This is a genomic window from Leptospira sanjuanensis, assembly GCF_022267325.1.
GTDB classification, from domain to species: domain Bacteria; phylum Spirochaetota; class Leptospiria; order Leptospirales; family Leptospiraceae; genus Leptospira; species Leptospira sanjuanensis.
In genome coordinates this window covers 1,770,575-1,785,639 of the sequence record NZ_JAIZBG010000001.1, presented here as the reverse complement: position 1 = coordinate 1,785,639, position 15,065 = coordinate 1,770,575, and the positions used below count along the sequence as shown (strand labels likewise).

The following is a 15,065-nucleotide window of genomic DNA, read 5'->3' as shown; positions in this document are numbered from 1 at the left end:
TTTGAGTCGTATTTAAAAATGGCGTTGCCGATTCCGGTTTCACAGATCCAGAATCGCGTCGAAAATCTTGCGACCGGACGTTTCCATCTGAGACCTCCGATGTTCCGTTTCCGGTCCTGGCACCCAGCCCGCCGAGCGGATAAAATCCGCATGAACCCCTTGCCAAACCTTGAGCATAGGAGCCGTCACTTCCAAGTGACATTGAATCCCGAAGATCCGATCCCTGTAAGAGAACATCTGGTTCGCATACATATCGCTCCTCAGAAGATGTTTCGCTCCCGGAGGAATCGAAAACACGTCCTCGTGCAGATGAAACGCGGGGAAGGAAGAAGTTCCGTTTAAAACGGAATGCGATTCTTGAATTTGAACGTCGTAAAAACCGATCTCCGGTCCTTTCTCTCCGCGTTTTACTTCTCCGCCGAGCGCCCGGGAAATAATCTGCGATCCGAGACAGATTCCGATGACCTTTCGATTCGGCATCGATGCCGCATAACGCACCAGATTGAACCAAGGTTCGAAGAAGGGAGCGAGTTCCGGATCGGCGACGGATTGAGGACCGCCTAACAAAACGATCACGTCGAACACGAGATGCCCGTCCGGAAGAGGTTGAACCCTCGTGTCGTATGCGTTGTGATAGGTGATTCTATAATTTCTTTTCTTTAAAGAATCGAGAATGATCCCCGGGCCTTCGCAGTCCTTGAAACGTACGATTAAACTTCTCATGAAGATCCGGCCATCCTTTTGAAAAAGAGCAGTTTCTGATCGACGGAAAGTCTTTGAGGATTCGCCTCTTCGCTGATCGGTCCGATAAAGTTATAATAGAGAACGAATGGTTTTGTTTTAAACAGAAGCGTTTCGGGAGTTCCCGTTACGATGGAACCGGTTCTGCTTACGCGAAAGGGCTTCTTCATCAAAAGTGTCGGGACTTGAATTCCGTATTTTTGGATTTCTTCCTTCACGAGAGGAAGAGCTTTGGTTAAAAGTTCCTCTTCCGACATGGTTTCCGGTTCGTCGAAAAAGAGAGCCGGATCGACGGCCATATAAAATTGGATCTTCGGATCCTTTTGCATTTCCCGATACAGATAATTCAACGCGGGAATTTCTTTGATACAAGGCACGCAGTTCGGACCGTAAACATTTACGACCAAACGCGGAGCGACGACTTCGGAAAGTCGGACGATCTTTCCGTCCAGGGTAACTCCCTGGAAGTCCTGAACTCCGAGATTCGGTTGTTCCGAAGGGGCGCAGACGTTGACAAAAAGGGTTAAAAGTACAAAAAGGAAACTGCGATTCATCAATGATACATAACTTCCGGTGAAACGAGAAAAAACGGGACGGAAAACGGGTTCCGAATTCATGGATAATACCAAAGGAAAGCCTTCGGTTCCTAAATTCAAGGAATAAAAAAGAATCAGGAATCCGCAACTCCGGGGGCCTTTTCTAAAAACGTCCCTGATTAATTCGTGATCCCAAGTTTTGTAGGAACTCATACGATTCCCGAACTTCGGTTTATCCCCCATGAAAATGTGGGAACTCCTCGTATTTTTCCAAAGAGAAGACATCAGATTTCTTATCCCCCATGAAAATGTAGGAACTCATACGATTCCCGAACTTCGGTTTATCCCCCATGAAAATGTGGGAACTCCTCCTTCTTCGGAAATCCATCCGAGCTTTTACAACTCGCTTCGCAAACTCCTTATGAGACATAATCTACACAATTCCTAAAGAATTTTTCTAGGATTCAAAAAAAGAAGTTTCCTCGGAATCGAGAGGATAAGCGGTTGACATCTCTCACTCCCCTGATTTCATGGTATTTTGAAGCTTCTTTCCAATCTATCCAGGGAATCCGAATGAACCAAAATCCTGAATTTGACATCGTAACTCTTATCGAATTAGCAAAACGTAACAAATATGAAAGAGCAGTTGCCGGATTCCATACGTTGGACCGAATCGAAAGACTCGAACTGCCTAAAAAAATCAAAGCTAGAAAATTAGCCGTTCAGGCGATGTTCGCACTTGCAAGCGAAGAAGTGCAATACCAATACTTCACCAGAGAAGAAAGAATTCAACTCGATCAAGAAGCCAATCTCAGCAACGCATCCTACTCTAAATTCAACGGACTTTTCGAAGCTCCGCAAGCGCCGATCGCGGAAGAAGACACCGAAGAGGATTTCATTCCGGAAGAAGCACCCCGTCCGATCCTCGACGGAGATGAAGACGAAGACTCTCTCGACGGCGACGACGATGAGGACGAAGATGATGATGATGACGAGGATGAAGAAGACGAGGACGATGATGACGACCTCGAAGACGACGAGGAAGAAGAAGAGGAAGAAGAATCCGAAAAGGAAGAGGACTAAGAGGTTCCTTCGCCTATCTACCGTCTCGTATCCAATCCAAACGGCACCTTAAACTTAGAGGAAACCCAATCGGGTTTCCTTTTTCATTCCCGCTTCAACCCCGTTTCCGAAGGAGAAAGAATCTCCGAACAAATTCCGATTCCCGCCTCACAACGGGAAACGATCCTGATCTTCGGATTCGGTTTGGGCTATCACGTGGAATCCTTTCTCAAAAAAGTTTCCGAACCCGTAAACGTTCTGATCCTGGAACCCATTGTCGCATTAAAACCGATCGCAGAAAAATTCTCGGAACGGATCTCCAAGTCCTACGAAACGGAAGGACACAAAATTCGGATGATCTTCGGACTCGAAGAATTCTTATCCAAACCCTTGTCCTCTTGGCTTTTCGAAGGCGTCGACAAAGTGACTCCGTTCTTACACCCCGTTTATTCGCGTAAGTTTCAGGATTTGGCGCTAGGTTTTCTGGATTCTCTCAAACAAACTTCCCAAAGCCGGATTTCACAGAACCAGGCCGCCAAGGATTACTTCCAAAAAATCTGGACCCGCAACTTTGTGCGGAATCTTTCCAGTATATTCAAGAATTCGAATTCTTCTTCGATCGTCGCGGGAGCTAAGAAGGATTTCTTCCGGGATAAAACCCTTTTGTTCACAGGAGCGAGCCCTTCCCTGGAAGACGAAACCGAATGGATCCGCGAACACCGAAATCGATTTCATCTTCTCGCGAGTGACACGTCCGTCGGTTGGCTTTTGAGTTCTGGAATTTTTCCGGACGCAGTGCTCAGCATCGATTCCTCGCGCGGAACCATATTCCATTTTCGGAATATTCTTCCTCCCGAAATTCCGATCCTGACTTGGTTAGGAGCTTCTTCGTATTTGTTCGATCTTCCCAATCCGAAATGGATTTATTTTTCCACACATCCACTCGACCAAATTCTCCGTTCTCTCTTTTTCCCGGAGGCTCCTTTGTTGGAAAACCCGTCTCTGAACATGGCGGGGATCGCCGTCTCGTTCGCCAAACGGCTTTCCTACGGAAGAATTCTTCTCAAAGGCGTGGATTTTTCGCGAAGCGGCGGACGTACGCATTGCCGTGCGAGCGGATACGAAGCGTTCGACCGGTTCTTTCTTTCGCGTAAGGTAAGTTTGTCTCGTCTTCGTTTTCAAAAAACGAAATCCTGGGAACGAAGATTCTCCATTTTAGAACTGCTAAAGAAAGAATCCCCGGAACTTTTTCAGTCCGATTTCGTGTCTGATTCTTCGGCAAGGGAAAGCGCATCGATTGCGGACGGTTTGATTGCGGTGGACCCGAAAAAGATCGACTCGGATCAGTGGATTCGATTTTGCATCGCACAGCCGGATTTAGGCGGAAAGAACTATTTCTCGCCCCGGATTCTCGGCATTCCGTTCGCATGAATCCCGGTTTTGCGGGAAGAGTTATTCTCTCGAAATCGATATAACCTCTTGACATTTCCGCGGAAACCGACGCAATTCTCTTTCTGAAGAGACTTTCCGATTCGGGAACGGGGATTATGAATAAAGGTTATATCATTTGTGTCGATGATGAAGTATCGGTTTTGGAAACGATCCAGCAGCAACTTCGAAACGAATTCGGAGACAGCCACGAAATCGAAACCGCAAGCAGCGCGGAAGACGGTTTGGCTTTGATGGAGGAAATCCAAAATTCCGGTTACGTGATCGAAGTGGTGATCGCCGATCAGGTGATGCCCGGCATGAAAGGTTCCCAGTTTTTGGAAGAAGTCCACAAACGGCTTCCCGATTCGATCAAAATCATGCTCACCGGTCAAGCCGGTCTCGATTCCGCGATCCACGCGATCAACTACGGAGGTTTAAGCCGTTATGTGGAAAAACCTTGGAACATCGAAGAACTCACGGGAGACATTCGGTTTTTAATCGAAAAGTTCCGCCAAAATTTAGAGAATCAACACTTAATCAATGAACTCAACAGAAAAATCAAAGAGCTGGAAGAACAAAACCAAAAACTCCAGCACGAAACCTGAAACAACGACCCGTATCTTCGTGAAATACATTTTATTTTTTGCATATTCGATTCTTATTATCTGTTCGGGAACCGCGCTCGTTTCCGCTCCCCAACAGACCAAACCCCAAAAGCTTACCGAAGAACAGCTCGTAAAGAAGAAGGAAATTCTTCTTCAGGTTTTGAAATTCGGAACCACGAAAGAAAGGGCCATGGCTCTTCGGGAACTCGAGGATTTTCCGCCCGAACATTCAGGCGCCCTGATCGATCAGCTCGGTAAAATTCTGGACAAGGACCCGGATTGGATGATGAGGGTCTACGCGATTCGAACCGTCGCCGAACTGAAACTCACCCAATACGGAGAATCGATTCTCAAACTGTTAAAAAGCGAACAAGCGGACGTTCAGCGCGAATCGATCTACGCGACTAAAAAATTGAAACTCGAAAAGGCCGCTCCGATCCTTTTTGAAATCCTGAAAACCCAAGACTTTACGAAAAACTCCAATCTTACCGTGGGACTTTTGGACGCTCTCGGAGAATTTCCTCCGCAAGACGATGCTTCTTCCTTTTTGCTTGCACGATTGGGCGAAAGTTTTAACGATCCGGAAATCCGCGCGCAGATCGCCCTCTTTTTCGGAAAGAGCAAGGATAAAAAAGCGGAAGGACAACTTCTCGAGATTTATAAGGATTCGAAGGAGCCGATCACTCTCCGCAGCTTTTCCGTAAGTTCATTAGGAAAAATGAAATCGATTTCTTCCATGCCCGCCATTAAGGAAGAGTTGGAAAAGATTCGAAACCTGAAAAGTAAGAACGACGTTAAGGACTTTCAACCGTTGAAGATCCATTCCGTCACGGCTCTCGTCTCCATGGGCGACAAGGATATATTAGAAGAATTGTATGCGTATGCCAGAGACGACGATCCGGTCGTCCGTCTCAGAGCGATCAAACATCTAACGGACACGGGAGACATGTCCGTTCTGGAAATTTTAGAATATAAGGCGCAACGAGATCCGAGCGAAAAGGTCAAAAAAGCCGCCAAAGCCGCGATCGAAAAGCTGAAAAAAGGAGAATCGGGAGGCGACGTCGATTTGAAAGAATCCGATTCTCCGAAGTTCAAACCGGGAAACAAGGAAAGACCGATTCGTTCGGGAGATTCTTCTCCGTTACCCGGAACCTCGAACTCCGCTCCTGAAAACGGAACCTCCCCTTCTTCCGGAGGCGGAGGCGGAAACCCGCCTTCTTCGGGAACGAGCGGAGGCAAGTCGGAATCCGAAGACTTAGAGGACTAAAATTTGTGCAACTTTCTGAATATTCAAAAAGCGTTGTGGATGTTCCTTCCGTTTTTGGGACTGATCGTCGACGTTCCGGTTCCCGGAAAAACGCTTTTCGCGCAGGAAGTGCATCGCGCCGCGGCGACGTATCTAGGCTCGATCTCCTACTCGACACCGCGCGTCGCCGACGTTAAAGAATCCTTATCTTCTTCCTCGCCCGAATTTCCGGAATCGTTCAAGCTTTTCTTTCAGGAACTCAAAGGGAATTACGCAGTCTTTTACGATTGGAACGGAGAAACGGTATATTACAAATATCGAATCAATAAATTCGACAAATCAAGATTACGGCAAGTTCGTAAACTCGCGGAAGGTGCCGCCTACGAAGTGCGCGGCAAATGGGAAGGATTGATCGTGTTTCAAGTTTCGACGATTCCCCTATTCAAAAAAGCGAATGCGGTCAGCTTAGAGGAAAAAAAGGATCGGTTCTCGATTCCGGTCTATGATCTTGTGGAATTCAGGGAACTCGCTCTGGATGAAATCATTTACTGATTCGTTTGTGAACGCGGATCGACTCCGATTGAAATCGGTTCCGTTCGTTTTTCATTTCACCTTTACGTTTGCACTTTCTATTTTTCTCTTGCTGCTCGTTCTCGTCCCAAGTCCGTACGCGGAACTGTTTGCAGTAGATCCGCTTGACTCCGATCTTTCCTATCAATCGGAATCGACTCCGTTCGTTACGGATCTCGTCAAGATTCGCTTCCCGGAAAAGGCGGAAGTCAGACGGTTGGGAACGCAGAATCATTGGAAAATAATCCCGAGACAAGGAAGAGCTTGGATGATGATTCTCCGCGAATGGGAAGGCGTGATTTCCAAGGAAGAAACTCTTTCCGCTTTACTCAAAGAATTATTTCCCGAATCGAAGGATATACCCGTTCCCGATTTACGAGGAATCAAAATCGTCGCGGGTGAAAGAAAAGAAATCGTATCGGGCAATCCTCTCACGGTTCGTTATTATCTTTTGGAACAAAAAGGAAAAACCGTTTCCATCTATCTCGGATTCGATTCCGACAATAGAACGATTTCGGATTACTTCCAAACTCCGAAAAACTTTCTCCGCACTCTCTCGGATTCTTTTTGATCCTTACTGAGAAATTCACTTGAAGAACAAGACTTCCCAGAAAAACTGGAAACTCTCCGGGCCTATAGCTCAGTTGGTTAGAGCGGCAGACTCATAATCTGCGGGTCGAAGGTTCAAGTCCTTCTGGGCCCAATGGAGAAAAACTTTCCTCTCTTTAAACTTAAACTAAAGTCGCCCAGAAGGACCTGAAGCTTTTTCGTGAAAGCATTTGCAGCGATCCCTAGAGAGTGTCGCAAATGCGACTCGAGCCACGGATGACGAAGAGCACGAAAAAGACATCGGCTTTTATTGTCCGGTTCAAATCGAAACAACCGAATCCAAAAAGAATTATACCGCTGGGGATTTCGATTCCGTAAGTGCGATCCAAAACGCGTTTGTGATGATCGGACAATTTATAATTCTCCCTTTACGGAAAATCGACCCGGAACGACTGAAATTTTTGAAAGCGAAACACTTCGACTTTCCGGATCTATATCCCGAAACCGATTCGAATGAACACTTCATTCAAATCGCCACTTTAGAGAAATTAAATATTCAAATTCGATATGAATGACTTATACAACTGACTTCGCTTAACAATCGTTCGTTACACAGCACTCAAGAAATGAGGCAAAACGTTTTTTCGTAAAACGAGAATTCCCGCCAAACACGATCAGGCGGAAACAAAAAGCATTTAAAACGACTTCGAAACGCAGTCGAGACTAAGACGCAAATTTCAACTGAGCTTCGAATATTTGAATCATTTTCTCAAAATATTCGGCTTAAAAAAGGTTCAAAACGGCTTAAATCCAGGTTGGCAGAGGAGATTTTCCCAACAATTCTGGCATCAGTATGGCTGAACTCTTGGAAAAAAAACCGGCGACCCGCAAGCGGCGGGGAAAAAGCGGACTTAACGTAGCGGCTGACGACATCTTCATTTTTCCGATTCCGGACTACACGTATAAGTTTTTGGAAAAGGTATGGTCTTCGTTCGTGAACAAGATCGTAGCTCTGACGTTTACGAACAACCAGCCCATGTTCAACTATGCGGTCTTTGAAGCGATCCAAGACAAGAATCTCAAAATCGTAACCTCCTCCACTCACTTTAAAATGAAAGAGGTCGCGACCCGGATCGGACTCAAAGATATTCAAGAATTTATTAACCGAACTCTTCCCGTTTCCATTCAAGATTCGGACAATCTCTCCGCGAATTTCATCCGCGAAGCGATCATCTCCGTCGAAACCAAAAAACGTCCCGAAGTAGTCTTCAGCAGTCTCAAGGACGAAAAGATTCACCCGAACTTAAGACATCTTCTTTCCGGAACGATGAACTATGCGGCGGGAATTCCTCTCTTCGTAAAAGGAAATCCGATCGGTATGATCTGGGGAATCCGCAGAGACAGAATGACCGACGAACAACGGGAAGAAGTCCGCGAGCAGCTGAGTTCTTTTTACGACGTAGTCGACTTCGTCATAGCGCGCGAGATGGACAACAAAGCCGATCCTTACATCGCAAGAAAGAATATCGAAAAAGCGGATCTTCATTCCTACGCAAAACATCTTTACTATACGAGAACCGGAGGACAACAACATCCGGTCACTTCGATCATCTTCGACTGTCACACGTACAACTGTTCGTACCGTTTGGACGCGAGTTACATTATCCCGTCTAACAACGGTTTTTCGGTCAGCTTAAAACGTTTCGAGCCGGAAAAGACGAACGACACGGGTAAGATTCTTCTTTTGATCCCGGGTTTTTTCTGTCGCCGCTCGGTGATGGACAAGGTCGCGCGGGAAATGGCGCTCAAATACGGCTACCGAGTATTCTCCATGGATATGCGGGGCCGATCGAGACAAACCCTTCCTTACAACGGAATCAAGGAAGGCTGGACCATCGACGATTTTATCCAAGAGGATTTTCCCGCCGTTCTCAATTGGATTCGGGAAAGTTTTCCCAAGGAAAAGATCGTAGTCATGGGTCACAGTATGGGCGGAATGATCCCCCGTTATTACACCGCGGCTTACGAAACCTTCGTCGCAAAATATCCTCAAAGCAAGGTTCCTCTTCCCGATCCGAAGGAAGCGATTTCCGGAATCATCTCCGTTACTTCTCCGAACTTCGTTTCCGTGGGAACGAACATCCCCGGGATGAACGCGATCAAAACGGGACTCAGCCTTTTGCCCGCAAAGTCGATCAGCGATTTTATCTTCGACCTTACGACCTTTTCCCTTCAATCCACTCTTCCGACCGTGGACCTCAATAAATTTTTTAAGTTCTTATTGGGACTTCATTCTTCGTTAAGAACCGTTTCTTTCGAACTCAGCACGAAGGTGGTGAACCTGAGGGACTTCGTCGGTTACAGACAAATTTCTCCTCCGGAATGGTATTTTCTAATCGAGGATATTTTCTGCGAAGAATCGACGAAAGTGATTCTTCAGTTTATTCGTTCTCAGCTGAGCAAGGACCACGCGTTTTTCTCCTTCGACGGTTCGATCAATTACACCGAGCTTCAGAAAAACTTTCAGCTTCCGATCTATTCCGTCTTAGGAACCTTGGACAAAATCGTTCCGGTCGATTCGGTGGAGGAAGAATTGAAAGCGCTCCCATCTCCGAACAATCAAATCGTAAAATTCGATCAGGGACATTTGGGAATTCTATTTCACATGCCTACGGTTCGGGAAATGTGCGCCGGTTTTCACGACTGGATTCAGAAACTGGATTGATTTCCGCGGTAAAGCATTTGACACCAAAGGTGTACAAAGATAGCCTCCAAAGGGAATGGATCTTGTAGAAGCAAAAATTTCAGACATTTCTTTGACAAACGTTGGGTTCGCGGTTTTTCTCAAAACAAAGGACGATTCCGATTCCAGAGTGGTTCCGATTTTTATCGGCCCGCTGGAAACCCATTCCATCACTTCCGTTTTGGACGGAACCAAACCGCCGAGACCGATGACTCACGATTTGATGACCGTGCTTCTCACCACTCTCAACGTAAGCATTCTGAAAATCTCGATCGAAGAAATCATCGATAACACATTCTACGCGAAAATCACCCTCCGTAAAGACGAAGACGTAATCATATTAGATGCAAGACCGAGCGACTCCATCGCCCTCGCACTTAGAGCGAACGCGCCGATCTATCTCGCCAAAAAAGTGATCGAAGAGGCGGGAATCGAAATGAAGGACGAGGAGATTCCGGGAGAATCCATCGCCCGCGAAAAGATTTCCCAACTTCCGAAAACCCAATTGGAAATCCTGCAAGAATCCCTGAACAACGCGTTGAAAACCGAAGACTACGAAACCGCCGCGAGAATCCGGGATCAGATCAAAAAGTTAATCGAGAATTCCTAATTTACCTGATACAGTTTAGAAATAGAGGAGAATTAGATTGGAAAAGCTACTGATGGACATTTTAAACGCGGGAATCGCCCTGTTTCAAAACGGAGAAGGAAAACTCAAACAATCCCTTTCCGAATTGGATGTGATCTACCAAGAACTCAGGGAAAAGGGAGAAGCGAATCAAAGTCTAAAGGCCAATCAGGTTCGCGAACTTCTCAATAAAACGGTTCAGGACGCGACCGACATTCTTTCCAAAGGCGGAGAAGGCAGACAACAAGCGCTCGCAAAACTTCAGGAGAATTTCATCCGTCTTTCCGCGGAAATCGAAGCGTCGATTCCGGATCAATTCAAGGCTACCGCAAAAAACACTTTGGACGAACTCAAACGTCTCTTAAGTAAAAACCAATAACCGATTCTTTTTTCGAAAATGTTGAGACAAGGCGGATGGCTTGGAAGACTATTGTCTTCGGGCCATTCTACCTAGCATGAATAAATTATCCTTCGTCCTTTTCTTTACCGTCTTTATCGATATGATGGGATTTTCCGTGATCTTTCCCATTTTTCCCGAAACGCTCAAAATCTTTCTCGCTAAGTCCGGCGATCCGGTCCTGGATAAGTTCACCGATCTGACAAGAATTTTAATGGAAGCCTCGTCGGGAGATTGGTCCTTATTCGTCGCTCTCTTCGGTGGAATCGTCGCTAGTCTTTATTCTCTGCTTCAGTTTGCGTTCGCTCCGATCTGGGGAAGAATCTCGGACCGTGTAGGAAGAAAACCGGTGCTCGTATTTACAAGTCTCGGAAGTTTTTTCGGATACGCGGTTTGGTTTTTTTCGGGAAGTTTTTCCCTCTTCGTTTTTTCCAGAGTGATCACCGGAATGATGGGAGGGAATATTTCCGTAGCTTCCGCGGCGATGGCCGACATCACGAGCGAAAAGGATCGTGCCAAAGGAATGGGTTTGATCGGAGCGGGAGTGGGCTTAGGTTTTATAGCGGGCCCGCCGACGGGGGGATTGTTTTCAAAAGTCGATCTGAGCTTTTTGGAACTCGCGTTTCCGGATATTCCGTTCACCGTATTTCCCGCCTCCGCTCTCGCCGCAGCTACGATCGCATTGATCAATTTGCTCATGATCGTTTTCTGGTTTAAGGAAACCTTAAACGTAGATCGGGGAGTTCAGGAAAAGAAAAAGATCCATCCGATCATCGGAGTATTCACTTCGAACAACAGAGAAGTGGTCTTGTATTCCCTTCTTTACTTCGTATTCGTGTTCGCGTTTTCTGGTTTCGAGTTTTCGATCAACTTTTATCTGAGTCAATTTTTGAATTACAGTCCGATCGCGATCGGTTTGACCTTCGTGTATATTGGACTGATCATCGTTTTGATCCAAGGCGGAGTCTTTCGAAGACTTTCCGGCAAGGTAAAGGAAACAAGACTCGTACGAGCGGGCGCCCTCTTCCTGATCGTCGGATTTTCCCTTCTCTATTTCGTATCGAACTCGTATCAGCTTTTTATATCGCTCACTTTTTTGGCTTCGGGAAGCGCACTGCTTCATCCTTCCCTTTCCACGTTAGTCTCTCTTGTGTCCGGAAAAGAGGAACAAGGCACAAATTTAGGAATGTTTCGAAGCCTCGCTTCTTTGGGAAGAGGTTTGGCTCCGTTCGCGTTTTGTCTGATCTATTTCAGTTACGGTCCGGCTCTCTCCTTTCTAACCTCGGGAATTATCTGCGCGGCGTTCTTAGCGTTTATCTGGAAGTTGAAACAACCCGGTCACGGACATCCCTGATTCGAAAGTTTCATAACGACGCACTTCGACGAAAAGGCTTCGAACGTCCGAATAATGTTGAGTCGTGTTTTCTTCGAGATCCGATTTTTGACTTCGGCTTAATAACGACAAAAAAAGCCGTTTTAACGTTGGAATTAAAGAATCGTTCTCAAAGCGGTGGACAATCTTTCAAAGTGAAGCGTTTCTTCGAGTTTGTTTCCGTTTTCGAGTCTCAGTAAAAACGTATCACGCACGGAACCGGAGTCGGTAACCGCCTTAAACGAAAGAATATCGATTCCATATAAAAACAGAAGCTGGGAAATTTCAAAAATAATCCCCGGTCTGTCCTTCATACGGAGATCCATAACGGTGCAATCGCTTCCGTGGGAATTGAATAAGAACAATTCGATATTGGATCGATCCTTGTTTTTCAGATATTCGGCTTTTTCGGGAAACCGTTCCAAATAACTCATAACCGAAACGCCTTGAAAAAACATTTCCTTGAGATCGGAATGAATCGTCTGTAGCATCTCGTCCGTCATCGGAAGAAGATCCACATTCTTAATGATAAAAATATCGCTGATATATCCGTCCTGCGACGTTTCCGCGACGGCTTCTCCGATATTCCAGCCTCTCACGAAAAGCGCCGCGGTCACTCGGTAGATGATTCCGATCTCGTTGTTCGAGATATTGACCTTCAGAGCGTACGAATCGTCTCTAGGGATGCAGGAAATATGAACGGAAGATTCTGTAGATGTTTGTATCATTGCGGTTCCCTCGAATACATTCTGTTTATTTCTAAAGCAATCATCCCATAAATCTAGAATCTATGGGATGAAAATCGGAAGATATAGATCAGAATGCAAGAAACGTGCCGCTTCGTTTTAGAGGGCGAACTTCACGCCGACGTTGGCGGAATAAATTTTTTCCGCAACCATTCCTTCCACCAAAACCTTAAAGGTAAGAAGGTTGATTTCAACACCGCCTATGAGATAGTTCAGACTGTCCTTTGCTCTTGCATCCCCTTGAGTTCGGATCGAAAGATTTCCGGTCGAAGAAGCGGAATATCCCTGTAAGAATTGCATCGGCAAACCGGCCGCGGCCGCATCCAAAGTCAAAGTAAGCGGTCCGCTCACGGCCAAACTCAAATTGGAACTTCCGCTATTCTGACTGATTCCCGCTCCGGCAAAGATCGTAAGAAAGTAAAACAAACGGACGCCGGTTCGGATATCGATCGGCAAGGATTCGGATTTCGCCCTATAATCCATCGTAAAGTCGGCGTCCCAACGTCCGCTCGCAGGACCGAAAGATACTTTCGGAATCGAAGTCGGAGAATAACCCAAACTCATTTCTTCGGTCTTACGATGGAATCCAAGTCCGAGACTCAACCCGGTAAAACCGAAAAAATCCAAACGTGTATAACGTTCTTTGATCAGTTGAAAACGAACCGTAGCACCGAAGGAATTATAATTTCCGGAAATTCTATATTGGTCCGTTTGATTGTTGAGATTTCTCAAATCGCCTTGATCGAGTTTGCCTTGAAATCCGTGAACGTAGATATTGATTCTATGAAGAAAGGAACGTTTCTCCTCTTCCTGATCGGAAGGACCGTTTCCGGTCAGCCAACCCAGGTTGACTCCCGCCATCAGAGTCGGGCTTAAGGAAGCTCCGCCATTCGGAAGATTCGGGAGAGTCACTCCCGCATATTGGATTTGAATGTCTTCGTTTTTAACGCCCGCAGCGGAAATCCCGCCACCGATTTGGAATCGGTTGATGGTTCCGGGCCCCATCATCGAGGAATTGATCGTTGTCAATAAAGCAGCGTCGGCCATGGACTTCACGACTTCGTTCAGATACTTGGTCCGAATTTCATTTTCCAGTCCGTTGAACTGGGAAGAAATGCTGCTCGGTATGATCGTACAAGCCTGTCCAGTACAGGTGACTTGTGCGGTTAAGGAACCCGCCGGAACCATTCCGGCAAAGGATAGAATTAAAATAGGAAGAATTCTTCCTACGCTAAAGTTACGGCAGGTATTCATTTTTATCCCGTTTGATTCGACGGGAACATCAGGAAATTTATTTCAGAGTCCCAGGCTTCTGCCTATGATCTCCTTCATGATTTCCGTCGTCCCCGCGTAAATTGTCTGGATTCTCGCGTCCAGATACGCTCTGGCAATCGGATACTCCATCATATAACCATAACCGCCGAAGAACTGCAAACATTCATCCGTATGACGTTTTTGCATCTCGGTCGAATACCACTTCACCATCGAAGCTTGTGCAGTATCCGATTTTCCTGCCATAGTATCCAGAGTCACCTTATCTGCGAAAGTTCGGCACATCTCCAGTTCCGTCGCCATCTCAGCCATCTTAAATTTGATATGCTGGAAGGAGCCGATTTTTTTGCCGAAAGCCTGTCTTTCCTTGATGTATTGAAGGGTTATTTTCTGAACGAGTGCGGTCGCTTCCACGGCAGCCAGTCCGAGGACCAAACGTTCCGTAGCCAACTTCTGCATCAAATATCGAAAGCCTTGTCCTTGTTTGCCGATCAGGTTTTCTTTCGGAACGATCACATCGTTGTAGTAAAGTTCCGACGTATCCTGCGCTTTCAGACCAAGCTTTTCGAGTCTTCTTCCTCTTTCAAAACCCTTCATCCCCTCTTCCACCATGAGGAGGGACATCGTGCCATTATCATGTTTAACAGCCGTAATCACTAAATTTGCCAATTGTCCGTTGGAAATGAAGGTTTTTTGTCCGTTGACCACGTAGTGATCGCTCTTTTCCACTGCGGTAGTCCGAATTCCTTTGAGGTCCGAACCGGCACCCGGCTCGGTCATCGCGATTGCAAGAATGCTATCCCCGGAAGCGCATCCGGGTAACCAACGTTTTTTTTGCGAATCGTCCGCGTAAGACGAAATGTACGGCGCGATCACGTCGTTGTGTAAGGAAATAAAGAAGCCGCTATTTCCCACTTTTGCGGATTCCTCTATTATGATTACGTTATATAGAAAATCAGCGTCGGATCCGCCGTATTCGGAGGGAATGTTCGGGCAAAGAAGACCGTTTGCGCCCGCTTTTTTCCAAACTTCTTTCGGAACGATTCCTACTTTTTCCCAAGCTTCATGATGCGGAGCGACTTCCGTCTCGAAAAATTTTTTAGCCATCTCACGGAACGCTTCGTGTTCTTCCGTGAATTGAAGGACTCTTTCCATTCTAATCTCTCC

The 15,065-nt window shown here is 46.3% G+C and carries 16 protein-coding genes and 1 tRNA gene; 12 read left to right on the top strand and 5 right to left on the bottom strand.

What is annotated here, in order from left to right; all coding sequences use genetic code 11:
• Nucleotides 1-39 precede the first annotated feature (39 nt).
• Nucleotides 40-723: a type 1 glutamine amidotransferase gene (locus LFX25_RS08065; protein WP_238729793.1), complete on the bottom strand. Its 684-nt coding sequence runs from the start codon at nucleotides 721-723 to the stop codon at nucleotides 40-42.
• Nucleotides 720-1,295 (bottom strand): TlpA family protein disulfide reductase, encoded by a 576-nt coding sequence (locus LFX25_RS08060; RefSeq protein WP_406600487.1) that lies wholly within the window; start codon nucleotides 1,293-1,295, stop codon nucleotides 720-722. The genes LFX25_RS08065 and LFX25_RS08060 overlap by 4 nt, the downstream gene beginning before the upstream one ends.
• Nucleotides 1,296-1,781: 486 nt before the next feature.
• On the opposite strand from LFX25_RS08060, the gene LFX25_RS08055 reads away from it, so the two are divergent.
• From LFX25_RS08055 to LFX25_RS08000, 12 genes are all read left to right on the top strand, one after another.
• Entirely contained in the window at nucleotides 1,782-2,360 is a 579-nt protein-coding gene (locus LFX25_RS08055) for a DNA primase (protein ID WP_238729792.1), read from the top strand.
• A gap of 165 nt (nucleotides 2,361-2,525) precedes the next feature.
• Nucleotides 2,526-3,770, top strand: a complete 1,245-nt coding sequence (locus tag LFX25_RS08050; protein ID WP_238731544.1) for a 6-hydroxymethylpterin diphosphokinase MptE-like protein — start codon at nucleotides 2,526-2,528, stop codon at nucleotides 3,768-3,770.
• 116 nt (nucleotides 3,771-3,886) lie between these two features.
• Nucleotides 3,887-4,375, top strand: coding sequence for a response regulator (locus LFX25_RS08045; protein WP_118956773.1), 489 nt, complete (start codon nucleotides 3,887-3,889; stop codon nucleotides 4,373-4,375).
• Entirely contained in the window at nucleotides 4,311-5,642 is a 1,332-nt protein-coding gene (locus tag LFX25_RS08040) for a HEAT repeat domain-containing protein (protein ID WP_238729791.1), read from the top strand. Before LFX25_RS08045 ends, LFX25_RS08040 begins: the two co-directional genes overlap by 65 nt.
• A gap of 3 nt (nucleotides 5,643-5,645) precedes the next feature.
• Nucleotides 5,646-6,173, top strand: coding sequence for an LIC_11959 family protein (locus LFX25_RS08035; RefSeq protein ID WP_406600486.1), 528 nt, complete (start codon nucleotides 5,646-5,648; stop codon nucleotides 6,171-6,173).
• On the top strand, nucleotides 6,157-6,762 hold the full coding sequence (locus LFX25_RS08030) for an acyltransferase (RefSeq protein ID WP_238729790.1): 606 nt from the start codon (nucleotides 6,157-6,159) through the stop codon (nucleotides 6,760-6,762). Before LFX25_RS08035 ends, LFX25_RS08030 begins: the two co-directional genes overlap by 17 nt.
• A gap of 58 nt (nucleotides 6,763-6,820) precedes the next feature.
• Nucleotides 6,821-6,894: transfer RNA gene (locus LFX25_RS08025), tRNA-Ile, on the top strand.
• Between the two features lie 76 nt (nucleotides 6,895-6,970).
• Complete coding sequence (locus LFX25_RS08020; protein ID WP_238729789.1) at nucleotides 6,971-7,315, top strand: DUF6968 family protein; 345 nt, start codon at nucleotides 6,971-6,973, stop codon at nucleotides 7,313-7,315.
• Nucleotides 7,316-7,593: 278 nt separating this feature from the next.
• Nucleotides 7,594-9,465 carry an alpha/beta hydrolase gene (locus LFX25_RS08015; protein WP_238729788.1) on the top strand — a complete coding sequence of 624 codons (1,872 nt, stop codon included), beginning with the start codon at nucleotides 7,594-7,596 and terminating at the stop codon, nucleotides 9,463-9,465.
• A gap of 55 nt (nucleotides 9,466-9,520) precedes the next feature.
• Nucleotides 9,521-10,093 (top strand): bifunctional nuclease family protein, encoded by a 573-nt coding sequence (locus tag LFX25_RS08010; RefSeq protein ID WP_238729787.1) that lies wholly within the window; start codon nucleotides 9,521-9,523, stop codon nucleotides 10,091-10,093.
• A gap of 37 nt (nucleotides 10,094-10,130) precedes the next feature.
• A complete protein-coding gene (locus tag LFX25_RS08005; protein WP_406600485.1) occupies nucleotides 10,131-10,490 on the top strand; it encodes a phasin-related domain-containing protein in 360 nt (119 codons plus the stop codon).
• Nucleotides 10,491-10,566: 76 nt separating this feature from the next.
• The gene (locus LFX25_RS08000; RefSeq protein WP_238729786.1) at nucleotides 10,567-11,862 is read left to right on the top strand and encodes an MFS transporter; all 1,296 of its coding nucleotides are present in this window, start codon (nucleotides 10,567-10,569) and stop codon (nucleotides 11,860-11,862) included.
• A 134-nt stretch (nucleotides 11,863-11,996) separates the two neighbouring features.
• Here LFX25_RS08000 and LFX25_RS07995 read toward each other — a convergent pair whose 3' ends face one another.
• The 3 genes from LFX25_RS07995 to LFX25_RS07985 form a co-directional block, all read right to left on the bottom strand.
• The gene (locus tag LFX25_RS07995) at nucleotides 11,997-12,608 is read right to left on the bottom strand and encodes a hypothetical protein (protein ID WP_238729785.1); all 612 of its coding nucleotides are present in this window, start codon (nucleotides 12,606-12,608) and stop codon (nucleotides 11,997-11,999) included.
• Between the two features lie 117 nt (nucleotides 12,609-12,725).
• Nucleotides 12,726-13,880: an Lsa36 family surface (lipo)protein gene (locus tag LFX25_RS07990; RefSeq protein ID WP_238729784.1), complete on the bottom strand. Its 1,155-nt coding sequence runs from the start codon at nucleotides 13,878-13,880 to the stop codon at nucleotides 12,726-12,728.
• Nucleotides 13,881-13,922: 42 nt separating this feature from the next.
• Complete coding sequence (locus tag LFX25_RS07985; RefSeq protein ID WP_238729783.1) at nucleotides 13,923-15,053, bottom strand: acyl-CoA dehydrogenase family protein; 1,131 nt, start codon at nucleotides 15,051-15,053, stop codon at nucleotides 13,923-13,925.
• Nucleotides 15,054-15,065 lie beyond the last annotated feature (12 nt).

Coding starts and splice junctions, on each gene's coding strand:
- LFX25_RS08065 (WP_238729793.1), bottom strand. CDS start 723: ATGAGAAGTTTAATCGTACGTTTCAAGGACTGCGAAGGCCCGGGGATC.
- LFX25_RS08060 (WP_406600487.1), bottom strand. CDS start 1,295: ATGAATCGCAGTTTCCTTTTTGTACTTTTAACCCTTTTTGTCAACGTC.
- LFX25_RS08045 (WP_118956773.1), top strand. CDS start 3,887: ATGAATAAAGGTTATATCATTTGTGTCGATGATGAAGTATCGGTTTTG.
- LFX25_RS08040 (WP_238729791.1), top strand. CDS start 4,311: ATGAACTCAACAGAAAAATCAAAGAGCTGGAAGAACAAAACCAAAAAC.
- LFX25_RS08030 (WP_238729790.1), top strand. CDS start 6,157: ATGAAATCATTTACTGATTCGTTTGTGAACGCGGATCGACTCCGATTG.
- LFX25_RS08015 (WP_238729788.1), top strand. CDS start 7,594: ATGGCTGAACTCTTGGAAAAAAAACCGGCGACCCGCAAGCGGCGGGGA.
- LFX25_RS08010 (WP_238729787.1), top strand. CDS start 9,521: ATGGATCTTGTAGAAGCAAAAATTTCAGACATTTCTTTGACAAACGTT.
- LFX25_RS08000 (WP_238729786.1), top strand. CDS start 10,567: ATGAATAAATTATCCTTCGTCCTTTTCTTTACCGTCTTTATCGATATG.
- LFX25_RS07995 (WP_238729785.1), bottom strand. CDS start 12,608: ATGATACAAACATCTACAGAATCTTCCGTTCATATTTCCTGCATCCCT.
- LFX25_RS07990 (WP_238729784.1), bottom strand. CDS start 13,880: ATGAATACCTGCCGTAACTTTAGCGTAGGAAGAATTCTTCCTATTTTA.
- LFX25_RS07985 (WP_238729783.1), bottom strand. CDS start 15,053: ATGGAAAGAGTCCTTCAATTCACGGAAGAACACGAAGCGTTCCGTGAG.